We start from the raw sequence: 16768 nt of genomic DNA, 5'->3' as shown, positions 1-16768 counted from the left end.
AACCGGGATTAAACCGGCGGTTTAACATCTCGTAACGCACTCATTCCAAAGGCTTTCCAGTTTCATGGCCGACAGCAGAAAGAACCGGGCCGCGGCCAGTGCGCTGCCCGAGCGTGCCATCCGGATGGAACTCGATCGCGTTCTGGCCAGTTCGGCATTTGCCAATGCCGATCGGTTGCGGGCGTTCCTGAGCTATGTGACCGAAGAGAGCCTTGCGGGTCGGGCCCATCTCATTGCCGGCAAGACCATTGCCCAGGATGTCTATGGACGGGCACCGGACGACGGCAGCGACAGCATCGTGCGGGTCGATGCGGGCCGGTTGCGGCGCAGGCTGTCCGAATACTACGAAGACGAAGGTGCCGGGGATCCCACACGGGTCTACATCGACAGCGGAGGCTATGCACCGCGCTTCCAGTCTGTCGAACCGGTGGCGCAGGATCCCGCTTCCAATCCCGTGGCCCCGGTTGCGGCGCATCGACCGCTTGGCGATCTGCCCCGGCTGGTCGTTGCCGTCCTGGCACTGGCTTTGGTGGTTCTGGCCGCGACGCTTGTTTTGCGGGGGCAGACCGCGCCGCCCGTGGTCGGGCCAAAGGATCACGTGGCCCGCAACCAGTTGGAACGCACCGCCCTTGCGCAGAAGTCCACGGCGGCGCTTCAGGCGGCAAACCTGGCCGAACAGGCCAGCGGGCTGCTGTTCCCGATCGCGGATGTCACCCATCAGAAGCTTGCCACGGCCATGTATCGCGATGCCATGCAGATCGACCCGACGTCCTCGGAAGGCTATGCCGGGGCCGCGCACAGCCTTGGAACGCTTGCCCTGCTCGCCCCCGACGCAGAGATGCGCGACGCGTTGTTGACCGAGGCCGAGTCACTGGCCGACACGGCCATCGACCTGAACCCGCGCAACGGCTGGTCCCAGTCGGCCGCGGCCTGGGTTGCCTTTGTAAAGGGCGATTATCCCCGCGCTGTCGATCTGAGCCGGCTTGCGGCCTCGCTGAATGGCGAAGATGGCAAGACACTGGATTTTCACGGGGTCATCCTGGGAATGACCGGAAATTTCGCGGAGTCCGCCGAGGCCTCCGACCCCAGCCGCCCAAGGAACAACAAGGGGCGCCACCCTGCCCATCTGAACATTTACGCGGTCGCGAACTTCCACCTTGGAAACCACGAAACCGCCATCGCATCCATCAACACCGCGATCCAACAGGGCGGCCCGGTCAGTGAACTGACCCTGATGTACAAGGCCGCAGCCAATCAGGCGCTTGGCAACACCAGCGCCGCCATGGCCCTGTTGGAAGAACTGGGGGCAAGCTGGCCTGACTTCCGGCCCGAACGCGCTGTGAAGCGGTTCTATCAGTATCCGGAACATGCAGCGCAGGTTCTGACCCAGTTGCGTGCCGCGGGCTGGTCCGAAGAAAAATAGGCCGATACCAGCTGGTTTGTCCAAAGGGCCTGGTGACGCCGTAGATGGATGCGCCACATGGCCGGCAGGGCCAGACCCGGAACGCGGTGGCTGGACCGGACATCTGCTTTCCAGCCTGAGGCTGCGACACCCCATTTATTACTTGGCCATCCGGCATGTTTACGCCATCGGAACCACCTGAAATCACGGCCCTTCGGCAACCCTGGCTTTCTCGGATATCAGCCGAATGCCCTCGGGGATCCTGTCGAGCGGTATCGAAGAGTAGCCGAGCCTGAAGTACTCTGTTGGCTGGTCATCCCCACTGAAGAACGGCGCGCCGGGTTCGATGACAACGCCGTCGCGGATGAGCTCTTTCGCAATGTCTTCGGTATCCATGCCATCCGGGGTTTTAAGCCAAAGACTTGTCCCCCCGAACCGCGCGGCCCCGGCGATTTCAAGCTGCGTCTTGCCAATCGCATGGACAACCGCTTCACGGCGCTTGGAAAACTCTCTTCTCATGTCGCGGATCAGCAAATCATAGTGGCCCTGGGCCAGGAAGTACGCTGCCGTCCGTTGCAGGTGCCCCGGCGGATGACGAAGCATCATCGAACGCAGTTCCCGGGCTTCGGCGATCACCGGTTCGGGACCGACGAGGTATCCCAACCTGAGGCTTGGAAACAGCGCCTTGGAAAAACTGCCCGCATAAAGCACGCGCTGGTCGCGATCGATGGCCTTCAGGGCTGGGCTGGGCGGTTCAATGAAGCTCATTTCGAATTCGTAGTCGTCTTCAACAACGATGAAATCCCGGGATCGGGCCTGTTCAAGAAGATGCGCGCGGCGCGACCGCGACATCGTGGCCCCGGTGGGCGCATGGTGGCTGGGGGTCACGAAAACGGCCTGGGTCCCGTCGGGAATACCGTCGGGCGGCAGCCCGTGCTCATCGACATCCACTGTTGTGACGTCGGCACCGCACCACCTGAGGGCCTGCAACGTGTCGGGATACCCCGGGTTCTCGCAAACCGCCTTCAAGGGGCCGCGGGTCAGAAGCTCGATCGCCAGCCAGATCGCGTTTTGTGCGCCAACAGTGATCAGGATTTCGCTTGGCTTTGCCGTTATTCCACGGCGCGGCAACATCCGGGCTCGGATGTAGTTGACCAGCAGCGGATCGTCCGTGGCATCGTTGCGGGCCATCAGGTCAAAGTCGCGTCTTCCCAGGGCCTGACGCACACATTCCCGCCACGCTGTATACTTGAAGATGCTGGAATCCATCTCTCCGAATACAAACGGATAGGGCAGAAGACTCCAGTCTCGCGGTTTGACAATGCGACGGCGCCTCACAAGCTGTTCTGAGAGGACGTTCCTCCAAATACCATTGTTTTCAATGTTTTCTATTCTACCTTCCGACTGCACGCGCGGCAGCGCACCGGTGTCGGCGACGATGTATCCACTCCGGCTGCGTGTTTCCAGAAAGCCCTGATCGACCAATTCCTGATAGGCCAAAGTCACGGTCATGCGGGCCACGCCCAGATACTCGGCCAGTTTTCTGGACGATGGCATCAGAGCGCCGGGCATGGCCTGTGACGACAGGATTGACGCAACAACGCGTTCTCGAATCTGGGCCTGCAAGGACCGATTTGAGTCGCGATCAATAAAAAACGCGTCGGCAGCGATGCGAGGTTTGGGCATACGTCACCCTGTGAGACCATCTGGTCTAAGTCAATAATATTTCTGGCCCTAACCGATCGCGGGAAAATTCCGCTATCACGGTTCAGCTTGGGGTGAACAACAAGATTTTTCCGCAGGCAAAGCGCTGATGCGCAACCAACACTTGGAGGAACTCATGACGATCTTTTCACGGTTCAATGCCGTCACGACAGCAGCCGCGACTTCCCTTCTTCTCAGCATGGGTGCAGCCCAAGCCGACAACTTCAAGATCGCCGTTGGCGACGGTGCCGGTGGCACGCAGGAAGCCCTGGGCAAGGCGTTCATCGCCGAGCTCGAGAAAAACACGGATCACACCGCATCCCTGTTTCTGAACGGCCAGTTGGGCGACGAGCAGGCAACTGTGAACGATCTGGCAATCGGAACGCTGGACTTCTCGATCCTGGCCATCAACAACATCACCCCGTTCTCGCCGACCGTGGGCACCCTGACCCTGCCCTACGTGATCCTGAGCCTTGAAGATGCCATCACCGTGACCCAGGGTCCGATCGGCCAAGAGCTGGTGGAAAACACCATCCGCGACGCCGGTGTACGGATCATCGGTTGGGCCTATTCCGGCTTCCGCGTTCTGACCAACTCTTCCCGTCCGGTTGAATCGGTGGCCGACCTTCAGGGTCTCGTGATCCGCGTTCCCCCGAACGAAATCATGATTTCGACCTACAAGGCATGGGGCGTCAACCCGACCCCGATGGCGTGGTCGGAAACCTTCACCGGTCTGCAGCAGAAAGTCGTCGACGGCCAGGACAACCCCTACATCACCGTGTACGCGATGAAGTTCGACGAAGTTCAGAAGTACATCACCAACCTGCGTTACCTGTTCTCGATCGAACCGCTGGTCGTTTCGGAATCGGTGTTCCAGGGTCTGTCCGCTGACGACCAGGCCGCCGTTCTGGCCGCCGGCCAGGCTGCCACCGAGTACTCTGCCCAGTTCCTGCTCGACCAGGAAGAAACCATCAAGGCAGAACTGGTGTCGCGCGGCATGGAAATCTCCGACCCGCAGGACGGCGAAGCCGAGTTCATCGAACTGGCAACAACGGCTGTCTGGCCGCAGTTCTACGACTCCATCGGCGGTGTCGAAAAGCTGAATGCAGTGCTGACCGCGCTTGGCCGCGAAACCGTCGAGTAATCGACAGTCCACAGCCAATGGGAAGCGCACGCTGGGTGCGCTTCCCGACCTGGGAGGGGATACTGCAATGAGTCGTTTCTGGACATTTCTGAACAATTTCGAAAGTTACCTGTGCCGCGCACTGCTGGTGATGTTCGTGTGCCTGCTGTTCACGCAAATCATTTCGCGCGAGATGTTCGGCTACTCGTTCTCGTGGATCGAGGAATTGTCGGTCTACATGTTCGTCTGGTTCGTCTTCTTCGGCGCGAGCTATGCCGCCAAGATGAGCGCCCACAACCGGGTCACGTTCCAGTTCGGAATGCTGCCGCGAAGCTGGATCAAGTGGATCGAGGGCTTCGCCGATCTCTTCTGGATCTTCTTCAACCTCTACTTCGTCTACCTCGCCTATGATTTCGTCTTCAACAAGATGAACAAGTTCTGGAAATCCCAGACCCTCGGGATCGAGATGAAGTGGATTTACATGGTCCTGCCGCTCGCGTTCACCCTGATGACGATCCGTATCATCCAGGTGAATTACCTGAAGCTTGTCAAAGGCATCGACGTTCGTGACCCGGACAAGATCGATCTTGATGACTTCAAAACCGACGACAACGCGTAAGCGGCTCGAGGGAAATTTCCATGGAAAATGAAATCGTAACAATTCTGTTCGGCTGCTTCCTGCTTTTGCTGGTCCTAGGCGCGCCGATCACCGTGGCACTTGGTGTCTCGTCCCTGCTCTCTTTTCTGTATCTGGGTGAAAACCCGATCAAGTTCGTTCAGATCGCATTCACCTCGGTCGGGTCCTTCCCGCTGATGGCGCTGCCAGCCTTCATCCTGGCCGGAGCGCTCATGGAAGCGGCGGGCATATCCAAACGGCTCATAAATGTCGCGGAAAGCCTTGCAGGTCCGTTCACCGGCGGAATTTCCGCAGCGACCGTCATGGGCTGCCTGTTCTTCGGCGCCATCTCCGGCTCCGGCCCGGCAACAACTGCCGCCGTGGGCATGCTGATGATCCCGGCGATGATCAAGCGCGGCTATGACCGGGGCTATGCCTCTGCCGTGACGGCCTCGGCCGGTGGCCTGGGCATTGTCATTCCTCCGTCGATCCCGATGGTCATCTTCGGCATCGCTGCGCTTGGCATGATGGCCCCGCCTGAAGCGGTCGAGAAATTCGGCACCTTCCAGACCGTGTCCATCTCAAAGCTCTTCATCGCGGGCTTCATCCCGGCCTTTGTCATCGCCGGCAGCCTGCTGACCATGAACTGGATCCTGTGCAAGAAGCATGGCTACACCGGCTCGGCCGAGGGTTGGTCGGCGCGCAACATCCTGTGCGAGCTCTATCGCGGGTTCTGGTCGCTGATGGCACCGGTTGTCATTCTGGGCGGCATCTACTCGGGCTTCTTCACCCCCACCGAAGCCGCCATCGTCGCCATCTTCTACACGCTGTTCGTCGGCAAGTTCATCTACCGCGAACTGGACATGGCTTCGATGAACCGCGCCCTGGAGACAACCACCTGGCTGTCCGGCCGCGTTCTGCTGATCCTGTTCACCGCCACCGTGTTCGGCCGCTTGCTGGTGGAAAACCAGATCCCGGCGATCATTGCGGACGGGATGCTGTCCCTGACCGACAACATCTACGTCATCTGGGCACTCATCATCTTCTTCCTGCTGTTTGTCGGGATGTTCATGGAAACTCTTGCCGCGATCCTGATCCTGGTGCCGGTCATGCTGCCGGTGGCCTACAATATGGGGATTGATCCGATCCACTTCGGTGTCGTGATGATCTGTACCCTGGGTATCGGCTTCCAGACCCCGCCATTGGGTGAGAACCTGTTCATTGCCTCGGGCATCTCGAACATCTCGATCGAGAACATCTCACTCCGGGCCCTGCCCTTCGCGGCGGTGAACACCATCGCAATCTTCATCATCGCGTTCTTCCCGGAGTTGTCTCTCTGGCTGCCGCGCCTGTTTGGCTACTGACCTTAGGGAAAGGATCTACCGATGAAACCGATGATCACGAACATCCTGTTTGCAACCGACCTGTCGCAAAGCTCCACCTATGCGCTGCGCCACGCGGCCAGCCTGGCGCAGGCCACCGGCGCTGAAATCCACGTCCTGCACGTCAGCGAACCGCTGTCGGACGACGCACGGGTGGCAATCGAGATGTTCATCCTGAACGACGACATGCGCAAGAAGGCGACCGAGCGTCGTGGCGAGATGATCCATGAAGTTCTGGCCGAACGTCAGGCACGCTTCTGGGGCGCCCTGACCGGAGAGGATGCGAAGATCCGCGACCAGGTGACCTCGATCGAGATCGTCGAGGGCCAGCCCGCCCGGCAGATCCTGCGCCGTGCGCACGAACTGAACTGCGATCTGATCGTTCTGGGCGCACGCGATCACAGCTTCACCCACACCTTCCTCGGCACGGTGGCAATTTCTGTGCTGCGCCGGTCCGACATTCCGACACTCGTCGTTCCGTTCAAGGACGACGGCTCGGTAGTGAACAAGTAACTCGTACAAGGAGACATGACATGACCACCACGTTGACCGCCCAGGACCTCGCGGACACTTTCGATGCTTTCAACCGTCATGACGTCGATGCAGTCATGACCCATTTCGCGGACGACTGCGTTTTCTACACTGTCGGCGGCGAGCAGGCGTATGGCACCAAGATCGAGGGCGCGAAGGCGATTGCCGACGCATTCTCTGCCGTATGGGCCGGGATGAAAGACGCGCATTGGGATCACCACAGCCACTTCGTGCACGGGGATCGCGCGGTTTCGGAATGGACCTTCTCGGGCACCGATGCCAACGGAATGCGGGTCGAGGCGCAAGGCGCGGATCTCTTCACGCTGCGCGACGGCAAGATCGTCGTCAAGCAGGCGCTGCGCAAAGCACGGCCACCTTTCAAAGCCTAGTTTCCCCAACTCCCCCCCGATTGACGGAGCATTTCGATGCCTGATTCAAAACGACCCCGTCACTGGCCCAAGGCCAGCTACGACCCCCGCTATGACCCGATCATAGACGCAGGTCCCGGTCACAACCGGGACTACGCACCGACGTACTGGATCGGGACGGCGGGAACCCCGCCGGAAGATGATGGCGCCGTGTCCGGTGACATGGACGTGGATGTCGTGGTTGTCGGGTCCGGTTACACCGGGCTGTCGACGGCCATCCACCTGGCCAAGGAACACGGGATCAAGGCCACGGTTCTTGAAGCCAACACGGTCGCCTGGGGCTGCTCCACGCGCAACGGCGGCCAGGCGCAGATCTCTTCCGGACGCCTCAAGCGCTCCCAGTGGATTCAACGCTGGGGTGTTGATGTCGCCAAGAAAATGCATGCCGAAGTGGGTGAAGCCTTCGAACTGTTCAACGACCTGATCGGGTCGGACGACATCGACTGCGATCCGCAAACGGGCGGGCATTACTACATGGCCCACCGCGAAAAGGTGATGCCAAAGCTCGAAAAAGAAAGCGCATTGCTGAACGAAGTGTTCGGCTATGGCTCTCGCATCATCGGGCGCGAAGAACTGCATGAGAACCACGTGCGTGACCAGGAGGCTTTCGGCGCCATGTGGGAGCCGGACGGCACCTGCATTCACGCCGCCAAGCTGGCGTTCAGCTATGTGCGTCTTGCGCGCAAACTGGGCGCCACGATCCACCCTGCCAGCCCCGTCATGGGTTGGAAGATCAAGGACGGCGTGCACCATCTGACCACGCCCGGCGGCACCGTGCGTGCGCGGGCGGTGGCCCTGGCCACGGCGGGGTACACGCCCCCGGGTCTGAACGAGAAGACCAAGCACCGGCTGATGCCGATCTTGTCGAACTCGATCGTGACCCGTCCGCTGACGGAAGACGAAAAGGCCGAGTGTGGGTTCAAGGTGAAATCCCCGCTGACCGATACGCGCACCTTGCGTCACTACTATCGTTTTCTGCCGGACGACCGGGTTCAGATCGGAAGCCGCAGTGCAATCACCGGACCGGATGCGGAAAATCCCAAGCACCTGGACCTGCTGCAAAAGGGGCTGCACCGCAAGTTCCCGGCGCTGACCGGAATCGAGCTTGACTATTCCTGGTGGGGTTGGGTGGATGTCAGCCACGACATGATGCCGCGTATCTTCCAGCCGGACAAGAAAGAGACGATTTTCTATGCCCTGGGCTACGGCGGCAACGGCGTGATGTATTCCGCCATGGCCGGCAAGCGTCTGGCGCAATTGGTTGCGGGCGAGGGAAAGGAACTCGACCTTCCGATCTTCACCTCACCCCTGCCAAGCCACGGCATCCTGACACCGTTCCGCCGGTTGGGCCAACGGTTCATGTATCCCTACTACTACCTTCGCGACGAAATTCTCTGACCCCCTTCGAAAAAGGACGACCAACATGAAAATGACTACCGAAGAGGCCTTTGTGAAGGTCCTGCAAATGCACGGCATCGACAATGCGTTCGGCATTATCGGTTCGGCAATGATGCCGATCTCGGACCTGTTCCCGGCGGCGGGCATCAAGTTCTGGGACTGCGCACATGAAACTTCCGGCGGGATGATCGCCGACGGCTACACCCGCGCATCCGGCAAGATGTCGATGGCCATCGCCCAGAACGGCCCCGGCATCACCAACTTCGTGACCCCGGTCAAGACCGCTTACTGGAACCACACCCCGATGCTTCTGGTCACGCCCCAGGCGGCCAACAAGACCATCGGTCAGGGCGGTTTCCAGGAAATCGAGCAGATGAAACTGTTCGAAGACATGGTCTGCTACCAGGAAGAAGTGCGTGACCCGTCGCGCATGGCCGAAGTCCTGAACCGCGTGATCGAAAAGGCATGGCGCGGTTCCGCTCCGGCGCAGATCAACATCCCGCGCGACTACTGGACCCAGGTGATCGACATCGAACTGCCCCAGATCATCCGTCTGGAGCGTCCGCAGGGCGGCACGCAAGCGGTCGATGCCGCGGCGAAACTGCTGTCCGAAGCTGAATTCCCGGTCATCCTGAACGGCGCCGGCGTGATCCTTGCGGGTGCCATCGAAGCCTCGGCCAAGCTGGCCGAGGCTCTGGATGCTCCGGTGGCCTGCGGCTACCAGCACAACGACGCCTTCCCGGGTTCGCACCCGCTGGCCGTCGGTCCGCTGGGCTACAACGGCTCGAAAGCGGCGATGGAACTGATCCAGAAGGCCGATGTCGTTCTGGCCCTTGGCAACCGTCTGAACCCGTTCAGCACCCTGCCCGGCTATGGCATCAACTACTGGCCGCAGGATGCGAAGATCATCCAGGTCGACATCAACTCGGACCGCATCGGTCTGACCAAGAAGGTCGACGTTGCCATCCAGGGCGATGCCAAGGCCGTGGCCGAGCAACTGCTTGCCAAGCTGAGCGATGGTGCCGGAGACAAGGGCCGCAAGGCGCGTACCGACCTGATCGCGACGACCAAATCGCGTTGGGCGCAGGAACTCTCGTCCATGGACCACGAAGATGACTCCGATGAAGGCGTCACCTGGAACGAGCGTGCCCGCAATCGTCAGCCGGACCGCATGTCGCCCCGCCAGGCATGGCGCGCGATCATGTCGGCAATGCCGAAAGATGCCATCGTGTCCTCGGACATCGGCAACAACTGTGCCATCGGCAACGCCTACCCGTCCTTCGAAAAGGGCCGCAAGTACCTGGCACCGGGTCTCTTTGGTCCCTGCGGATACGGCCTGCCCGCGATCCTGGGCGCAAAGATCGGCTGCCCGGACGTTCCGGTTGTCGGCTTTGCCGGTGACGGTGCTTTCGGGATCTCGATGAACGAGATGACCGCTTGCGGCCGCGGCGACTGGCCTGCGATCACGATGATCATCTTCCGCAACTACCAGTGGGGCGCGGAAAAGCGTAACACCACCCTGTGGTTCGATGACAACTTCGTCGGCACCGAGCTGAACCTCAACGTGAACTACGCCGAGATCGCCAATGGCTGTGGCCTGAAAGGCGTTCAGGCGACTTCCATGGAGCAGCTGACGGACGTTCTGAACACTGCGATCAAGGAGCAGATGAAGGACAATGTCACCACCTTCATCGAAGTTGTCCTGAACCAGGAACTGGGCGAGCCCTTCCGCCGCGATGCGATGAAGAAGCCGGTTTCGGTTGCCGGCATCTCTGCATCGGACATGCAAAAGCAGCAGATCGGCTGATCGCCTGTAACTCGAAGGAGACGCGTTCGCGCGTCTCCTTCACTCGGGGAATTTCCCCCCTGAAAACAAGAATTCCTGTTCCGAAACAACCGCTTGGCGCTCAACGCTCCACAAGCGGCCAAGGAGACTTTGTCAGATGAACACCCAGTTGACTTCCTCTGGCGACTTTTTCGGTCGCTTTCCGGCGTTCTTCTCCAAGAACGGTCCGGGCTTCGCTGTTTCTGTCGTTGTAGCCGCCGCCGCGCAGTTCCTTTCGGATCACTACGGCGCTCCTGCGATGCTGATGGCATTGCTGCTGGGCATCGCGTTTCACTTTCTGGCCGAGGAAGGCCGTTGCGTGCCCGGCATTGCGTTCACATCACGCACGGTTCTGCGCATCGGCGTGGCGCTGCTGGGCGCGCGCATCAGCGTGGAACTGCTGATCGGGCTGGGTCCGAAACTGATCGGTCTGGTTGTCGCCGGGGTGATCCTTACCATTCTCTTCGGCCTGCTCGGCGCGAAATTGCTGGGTCGCGGCTGGCGGTTCGCATTGCTGACCGGTGGCTCGGTGGCGATCTGCGGCGCGTCGGCGGCCATGGCGATCGCGGCGGTTCTGCCCAAGAACGAACATTCCGAACGCAACCTGATCTTCACCGTACTGAGCGTCACGGTCCTGTCGACCATCGCCATGATCGCCTATCCGATCATCACCTCTGCGCTTGACCTGGACGATCTGGCCACCGGTGTCTTCCTGGGCGGCACCATTCACGATGTCGCGCAGGTGGTGGGCGCAGGATTCTCGGTCAGCGACGAGACCGGCGAAACCGCGACCCTGGTCAAACTGATCCGCGTGACCATGCTGGCCCCTGTGGTGCTGGTCTTTGCACTGGTGATCCGTGCCTATGCAGACGATGACAATGCAGGCGACGGCAAGCGGCCCCCGCTCATGCCCTTCTTCGTCCTGATGTTCCTGCTGCTGGCCGCGATCAATTCCTTCGGGCTGATCCCGGGCTTCGTGCAGTCTTTGCTGGCCGACCTGTCGAAATGGGCGTTGCTGGTCTCCATCGCCGCTGTCGGCATGAAGACGTCGCTCAGGACCATCTTCGATGTGGGTGGCCAGGCCATCATCCTGATCGTTGCCGAAACCGTGTTCATCGCCGGATTCATCCTATTCGGCATCACCCATTTCGCCAGCTAAACCCGGAAGGAAAACTGCCATGCGTGTCGTAGATTTCAAAGACGAAGTTGCCGTCACCAAGCGACGTCTCGCAGATCTGCCGGACCGGGTCGTTGAGGGCGATCCGCACCACGAAACACGCATGCGGTACACCAGCCCGGACGGCACCCTGCTTGCAGGCACATGGACCAGCACACCCGGCAAATGGATCGCCTTCGCCGACCGCGACGAGTTTTGCGTTCTGTTGAGCGGGCACATCAAGCTGATCTCGGACGACGGCACCGAACAGGAGTTCCGCAAGGGCGACAGCTTCCTGATCCCCAACGGATTTCGCGGCTACTGGCATGTGCTTGAAACGACGACCAAGCATTTCGTCATCCGGGATTACAGCGCAGACTGACATCGGCCCCCGCCTCCGACCTCTCGCATCCAAAGGAACTTCACGATGAAACCACTGCAAATGATTTTGGCCAATGCCGCGCGTTCGGACCGCAAGATCGTCCTGAGCGAAGGTGAAGATCCGCGTGTCATCGAAGCCGCCATTCAGTCGCGCAAGCAGAAGGTGGCGCGCATTGTGCTGGTCGGTGATCGCGAAACGATCCTCAAGGGGCTCGCCGCAGCGGGTGGCAGCGACCTGGACGGGATCGAGGTGCATGACCCGCGCGACAGTTCGCTGAAATCCGAAATGAGCGCCAAGTTCCACGAGCTGCGCAAGCACAAGGGCGTGACAGAAGCGGATGCAGAAACCGCCATTCTGAACCCGCACATCTATGCGGCGTTGCTGGTCAAGCTCGGCCATGCCGATGGCACGCTGGGCGGTGCCACCACCGCAACCGCCGAGATCGTGCGGTCCGCGATTCAGGTGATCGGTACGGCACCGGATGCCAAGATGGTGTCGAGCTTTTTCCTGATGCTGCTTTGCAAGGACTACCACGAGAAAAAGGGCGCGCTCGTCTTCTCGGACGCCGGTCTGGTCATTGACCCGACGGCAGCAGAGATGGCGGAAATCGCTCACGCGTCGGCTGCGTCGCTGGAGCATCTGACCGGCGAGACGCCCAGAGTGGCGATGCTGTCCTTCTCGACCCGGGGCAGCGCCGGTGGAGAAAAAGTCTCGAAAGTTGTCGAAGCAACCCAAATATTGCGCAAGATGGCACCCGACATGAATGTCGATGGAGAGTTGCAATTCGATGCAGCCTTCGTGCCGAGCGTGGCGTCTGCCAAGGCACCGGATTCCGCGTTGGGCGGAAATGCAAATATCTTTATCTTCCCCAACCTTGATACGGGCAACATCGCGTACAAGATCGCCCAACGCATCGGTGGGGCCGTGGCCATCGGCCCGATCCTGCAAGGTCTTGCGCAGCCTGCGAATGATCTGTCCAGGGGATGCGACGCAGAAGACATCCTGCACATGATTGCGGTGACTTCCGCCCAGTGCTGACCGGATTTGCCGGGGAGACCCGGAGGGTGGACAGATCATCCTCCGGGCCTCGGCAAATACGTTGCGTGCGACCCAGACACCCGGCAGCCCCTGCGTCACCGCATCGGCTGCCCCACGGCTCCGGAACATGCGGCTGTCGGGTCAGCAATCGGCACGCGGGCAGCGCGTACCTGGCAAATGTGATCGCACGGTTCGAGACAGCTTCGCCCTGGTGACCCGTCCTGAAGTGCCCCTGGAATTGGCGAGGCCTCAAGGAACCGTTCCGCCGCCTTGCGCCGGAGGATGCGCGGCAGACCCAGTTGATGCGGCAGGCTTGGACCGAGAGCAGAAAGGTCGTTGGCCGCCCTTTCTTCCGTCGGCGGCGCACCCGACCGTCAGCATCGTCGATGACCGCCTGTATCTGCCCCCAGGAAAAAACCCGAACGCCCAGGCCAAGGACGGAAAGATCGCGAGGGTAAGGCGGGCGGAGCAGCCCCCGCCCGGCCGGTCACACTGTCTAGCGGGTGAAGCGCCTTAGCACGTTGTGCGTGATCTGCTGAGTTGTCCGGTCACCCCATTTCAAACCCAGGAACCAATAGACGCTCCCGGCACAGAAAATCTCGCCCTTGCCCTTGGGCGCCACGACCATCTGGGCCGAGCCATAGCGGTATTTCTTGACCGTGTCCTCGTCGGTCTTGCCTTCGATGACCTCGGCCCACTTCGTCGCAAACCAGTCATCGCCCAACACTTGCGAGACCACGGCACTGCCCGGACCTCCGGCGTCGTACTGGTCGACCATGCTGGGTGTCACGGCCAGGATCTCGGTCCCCTCCAGCGGGGAATGCAATGGGCTGGGTTCCGGCAAGCCCCATTGGATCACATAGTCGACCGAGTCCGTCTCGTATCCCAGAATGCCTTCCTCCATGCCAAATGTGTCGCCATAGATCAGGCCGGTGTCGTCAAAGACCCAGTGCTTGTTTCGATAGACCGTGAACCCGCCGCTGGAGCGGGGCGAACCACCGTCATAGGTGGCATAGATCCCTTGAATGCCGGTGACGCTGAAGGATTGCGCCGACGGGCGGGCCACATCCATGTGCTCCCAGATCGAGGTCAGAAGATGTCCGTTTTCGGGATCCCCCTTGACCGGATCCTCCTCGTCGGCCCCCAGCTTGTAACACACCTGCTGGCGGCCATCCTGTTCCATGCGGATCTGCCACAACATGTTGGCCCCGAACCGGGCCAGGTTGCCGCCGGCCTCGACAAAGGCGTCCAGCGTATCGCGCTGATCCCAGGACCAGTATTCGTCATGCCCCGCGATCACCAGGCAATCATAGCCGTCAAGAACGCCGGGGATGTTCCCCAGATCGTACTGATCGACATAGTCCATCTCGTAGCCATTCTCTTCGGCCCAGACAGCAAAGGGACGGTTGTCCAGCGCCCACCCGGCCGAGTTCGCGCCCCAGGCATAGCCCATCATAAGCGCGTATCCCCCGGTTGGCTGGCCGGTGTAATGGCGTTCGCGTTTATATCGGTATTGCTCGGGTTTGGTGGACAGATAGGGGAAGTTGGCTGGCGCAACCCAGAACCCGCGTTCATGCGGGCGGTCCAGCGACAGGCGCGGCGACGGGCCGAAACTGTCGTCTCCGTGTATCCCCAGATAGTGGTTGGCACCCCCCCAGGCATTATAGGCGGTGGTGGTGCCACTGGTCAGCATGAAGGCGATCCTGGCCTTCTTGGCACCCCGAACCACGAACCCGGCTTCGCTGATACGCTCCTGCCCGTCCTTGGTCGCGCGCAGTTCGATGACATAGACACCGGATCGCCAGCTCGGATCGACCGGGATCTCGGCCAGAACCGGCCAACCACATCCGGCTTGATAGGCATCCATGGGCGTCGGCATGAACACACCCGCCAGGCCGGTCTGTTCCAGCACGACGTCCTGTCTGGTCCCGTCCCGCCAGACCTTCAGGTCGAATGTGTCCGCTGTGGTGCTGACATGTAGCCCGACTGTCTCACCGGCAGCATAGCTTGGCGCGCTGCAATAGGCATAGATCTCGGGATATGCCGGATCGTTGGCCGACATCTCGAAATACGACAGATCAAACGCACGCCAGCCCTGTGGCAGACGCATCGTCGAGGGTCCGCCAGAAAACGGGGCTGGATCAACAGTTCCGCTGGATTGCGCGGCCTGCGCCGCAAATGGCAGGGCGGCGCCAGCGGCGATACCCGACGCCATCAATATCCGGCGTGCCGGGTTTTCCGGCGCACCTGCAGGTTGCGCTGCCCCCGCAGAATTCTGCTGTTCGTCTTCCATGACAAGTCCTTCAAGGTGATTGGGTGTGCTTTCAGCGCCGGAACCCGCGTGCCCCGCCCACGGCCGCTTTGCGCTTTGGTTCGTGTGACAATCGCCGACATCTGCCGCTGTGGCTGCGCCTCGATCCGCAGACTGGAACAGCCGCAGAACAGAACATTGGTCTGAACAGACAAAGGGGCGGCTTGCGTCATTGATGCTTGTCCATCTGTCCGGCTTTTTCGCGCGGGCCACGGCGGTTGGAGTCTCAGGAACAGAAAAGCAAGTGACGCGGTGGAAAAAGCCGATTTCCGCCACCGGACGAAACGCGCCGGTTTTTTTCATGTCACAGGTTCGCAGGCCTGTGTGAGTCCCCGCCAGCGCCATCCGGCCGCCCCCCCGCCGGATATCGGACGTCGATCAAGCCGTTCCGGGGCCCGAGACTTTCACCGCAGCCCCCATTGCAGGTGGGGCGCCTGATGGCTGACATGCGGCGGCGCTGTGCCCTTGCCGCGCAACTATACCTGGCGTCGGCGTGTTTCGCGGGGCAACTCTCCAAACCAGTCCTGATAAAAGCGGGACAGACGCCCGACATGTTCGAACCCGTTGTCAAACGCGAGACTGGTGATGGTGCGGCTTTGACCGCGTTCCAGCAGATCCTTGCGAAACCGGTGCAGTCGCAACACGTCGAGATACTGCTTCGGGCTGAGACCGCTCAGGTCCTTGATCGTGCGGTGCAGCGTGCGGGTCGATACGGATAGCGTATCGGCAAGATGCACGATCGGCGCGCCCTGATCCAACTGGACCCCAAGGTCTTCGGACAGGCGCAAGACTCGATGGCGCGGGGTTTCATCGCGGATCGAAGGCCGCAGACGTTCGCCACGGCAATTCGCGTGTTGGAACAGGTCCGCCAGCGCACCGAGTATTTCAGTCCCCAGGTCATGATTGCCAGTGCTGCTCCGGAGGGCCGCCGCGCATTGCATCTGCAATCTGGCCAGATGCGCGGGGGGAACATCCCAAAGCCCCCCGGCCAGAGCGGCAAGACCGAACCGGGCCATGGCAGACCTATGCGTCGAGATGTTGACCGCCAGAAATGCCGGCGGAATGAAGTAATCGTGTTCGGTTGCGCCAAACACGAGCACCTGGTCAGCCCCCAGTTCGTGGCCTTTCCAGAATGCCGGGCGGTCTCCGGCCAGCAGGAGGCTGACCGAAATCGCGTCACCCGGCAACTGAAGGCGCACGCGCATGGGTTTGTCGGCCCATTCCCAGGTAAGCACAACATCGCCAAGCGCCATGACTCTGCGACCGAAGCCGAGAGGTCCGCTTGCCAGCTGCTGAATTTCGTAGTCCCAGTCGACCCACTCAGAAAACACGTTCTCGATTTCGTCGATGTAGTGAATGTCTGGGACCACGCGCGCATGCCTCCGAAGCGACTTGGATAGACCGGTCGCGCGGGATCGCACCTGAAAATTGATCTGATCGCGCGACTTCTGTCCAAAAGCTTAGCCAACAGA

At 60.8% G+C, this 16768-nt stretch carries 15 protein-coding genes; 11 read left to right on the top strand and 4 right to left on the bottom strand.

The features are described 5' to 3' along the window. Positions 1-64 precede the first annotated feature (64 nt). Positions 65-1423, top strand: a complete 1359-nt coding sequence (locus tag ACP15K_RS15605) for a tetratricopeptide repeat protein (protein ID WP_424990929.1) — start codon at positions 65-67, stop codon at positions 1421-1423. 183 nt (positions 1424-1606) lie between these two features. On the opposite strand, the gene ACP15K_RS15600 is transcribed toward ACP15K_RS15605, so the two are convergent. After that, entirely contained in the window at positions 1607-3088 is a 1482-nt protein-coding gene (locus ACP15K_RS15600; RefSeq protein ID WP_424990928.1) for a PLP-dependent aminotransferase family protein, read from the bottom strand. A 154-nt stretch (positions 3089-3242) separates the two neighbouring features. On the opposite strand from ACP15K_RS15600, the gene ACP15K_RS15595 reads away from it, so the two are divergent. The 10 genes from ACP15K_RS15595 to pta all read left to right on the top strand — a co-directional run bounded on the left by ACP15K_RS15595 (position 3243) and on the right by pta (position 12985). After that, entirely contained in the window at positions 3243-4250 is a 1008-nt protein-coding gene (locus tag ACP15K_RS15595) for a TRAP transporter substrate-binding protein (protein WP_193140822.1), read from the top strand. Between the two features lie 67 nt (positions 4251-4317). Beyond that, complete coding sequence (locus ACP15K_RS15590) at positions 4318-4848, top strand: TRAP transporter small permease (protein ID WP_193140823.1); 531 nt, start codon at positions 4318-4320, stop codon at positions 4846-4848. 20 nt (positions 4849-4868) lie between these two features. Beyond that, positions 4869-6209 carry a TRAP transporter large permease gene (locus ACP15K_RS15585; protein WP_193140824.1) on the top strand — a complete coding sequence of 447 codons (1341 nt, stop codon included), beginning with the start codon at positions 4869-4871 and terminating at the stop codon, positions 6207-6209. A gap of 21 nt (positions 6210-6230) precedes the next feature. After that, positions 6231-6740, top strand: a complete 510-nt coding sequence (locus tag ACP15K_RS15580; RefSeq protein ID WP_193140825.1) for a universal stress protein — start codon at positions 6231-6233, stop codon at positions 6738-6740. Positions 6741-6760: 20 nt separating this feature from the next. Continuing rightward, positions 6761-7147 (top strand): nuclear transport factor 2 family protein, encoded by a 387-nt coding sequence (locus tag ACP15K_RS15575; protein ID WP_193140826.1) that lies wholly within the window; start codon positions 6761-6763, stop codon positions 7145-7147. Positions 7148-7183: 36 nt separating this feature from the next. Then, on the top strand, positions 7184-8584 hold the full coding sequence (locus ACP15K_RS15570) for an NAD(P)/FAD-dependent oxidoreductase (RefSeq protein WP_193140827.1): 1401 nt from the start codon (positions 7184-7186) through the stop codon (positions 8582-8584). Positions 8585-8609: 25 nt separating this feature from the next. Further along, positions 8610-10391, top strand: a complete 1782-nt coding sequence (xsc, locus tag ACP15K_RS15565) for a sulfoacetaldehyde acetyltransferase (protein ID WP_193140828.1) — start codon at positions 8610-8612, stop codon at positions 10389-10391. Positions 10392-10527: 136 nt separating this feature from the next. Beyond that, complete coding sequence (locus ACP15K_RS15560) at positions 10528-11568, top strand: YeiH family protein (protein ID WP_193140829.1); 1041 nt, start codon at positions 10528-10530, stop codon at positions 11566-11568. Positions 11569-11587: 19 nt separating this feature from the next. After that, positions 11588-11947, top strand: coding sequence for a cupin domain-containing protein (locus tag ACP15K_RS15555; protein WP_193140830.1), 360 nt, complete (start codon positions 11588-11590; stop codon positions 11945-11947). A 45-nt stretch (positions 11948-11992) separates the two neighbouring features. Beyond that, positions 11993-12985, top strand: a complete 993-nt coding sequence (gene pta, locus ACP15K_RS15550; RefSeq protein ID WP_424990927.1) for a phosphate acetyltransferase — start codon at positions 11993-11995, stop codon at positions 12983-12985. A gap of 496 nt (positions 12986-13481) precedes the next feature. Here pta and ACP15K_RS15545 read toward each other — a convergent pair whose 3' ends face one another. The 3 genes from ACP15K_RS15545 to ACP15K_RS15535 form a co-directional block, all read right to left on the bottom strand. Further along, positions 13482-15095 (bottom strand): N,N-dimethylformamidase beta subunit family domain-containing protein, encoded by a 1614-nt coding sequence (locus ACP15K_RS15545; protein ID WP_424990926.1) that lies wholly within the window; start codon positions 15093-15095, stop codon positions 13482-13484. 104 nt (positions 15096-15199) lie between these two features. Continuing rightward, positions 15200-15469: a hypothetical protein gene (locus tag ACP15K_RS15540; protein WP_424990925.1), complete on the bottom strand. Its 270-nt coding sequence runs from the start codon at positions 15467-15469 to the stop codon at positions 15200-15202. A 303-nt stretch (positions 15470-15772) separates the two neighbouring features. Further along, the gene (locus ACP15K_RS15535; RefSeq protein ID WP_424990924.1) at positions 15773-16666 is read right to left on the bottom strand and encodes a helix-turn-helix domain-containing protein; all 894 of its coding nucleotides are present in this window, start codon (positions 16664-16666) and stop codon (positions 15773-15775) included. Positions 16667-16768: the final 102 nt, after the last annotated feature.

This window comes from Fluviibacterium sp. S390, from assembly GCF_049800695.1.
Classification (GTDB): Bacteria; Pseudomonadota; Alphaproteobacteria; order Rhodobacterales; family Rhodobacteraceae; genus Meridianimarinicoccus.
The sequence above is the reverse complement of the archived record's forward strand: the minus strand, read 5'-3'. Positions and strand labels throughout refer to the sequence as shown.

Coding starts and splice junctions, on each gene's coding strand:
- ACP15K_RS15605 (WP_424990929.1), top strand. CDS start 65: ATGGCCGACAGCAGAAAGAACCGGGCCGCGGCCAGTGCGCTGCCCGAG.
- ACP15K_RS15600 (WP_424990928.1), bottom strand. CDS start 3,088: ATGCCCAAACCTCGCATCGCTGCCGACGCGTTTTTTATTGATCGCGAC.
- ACP15K_RS15595 (WP_193140822.1), top strand. CDS start 3,243: ATGACGATCTTTTCACGGTTCAATGCCGTCACGACAGCAGCCGCGACT.
- ACP15K_RS15590 (WP_193140823.1), top strand. CDS start 4,318: ATGAGTCGTTTCTGGACATTTCTGAACAATTTCGAAAGTTACCTGTGC.
- ACP15K_RS15585 (WP_193140824.1), top strand. CDS start 4,869: ATGGAAAATGAAATCGTAACAATTCTGTTCGGCTGCTTCCTGCTTTTG.
- ACP15K_RS15580 (WP_193140825.1), top strand. CDS start 6,231: ATGAAACCGATGATCACGAACATCCTGTTTGCAACCGACCTGTCGCAA.
- ACP15K_RS15575 (WP_193140826.1), top strand. CDS start 6,761: ATGACCACCACGTTGACCGCCCAGGACCTCGCGGACACTTTCGATGCT.
- ACP15K_RS15570 (WP_193140827.1), top strand. CDS start 7,184: ATGCCTGATTCAAAACGACCCCGTCACTGGCCCAAGGCCAGCTACGAC.
- xsc (WP_193140828.1), top strand. CDS start 8,610: ATGAAAATGACTACCGAAGAGGCCTTTGTGAAGGTCCTGCAAATGCAC.
- ACP15K_RS15560 (WP_193140829.1), top strand. CDS start 10,528: ATGAACACCCAGTTGACTTCCTCTGGCGACTTTTTCGGTCGCTTTCCG.
- ACP15K_RS15555 (WP_193140830.1), top strand. CDS start 11,588: ATGCGTGTCGTAGATTTCAAAGACGAAGTTGCCGTCACCAAGCGACGT.
- pta (WP_424990927.1), top strand. CDS start 11,993: ATGAAACCACTGCAAATGATTTTGGCCAATGCCGCGCGTTCGGACCGC.
- ACP15K_RS15545 (WP_424990926.1), bottom strand. CDS start 15,095: ATGCGTCTGCCACAGGGCTGGCGTGCGTTTGATCTGTCGTATTTCGAG.
- ACP15K_RS15540 (WP_424990925.1), bottom strand. CDS start 15,469: ATGACGCAAGCCGCCCCTTTGTCTGTTCAGACCAATGTTCTGTTCTGC.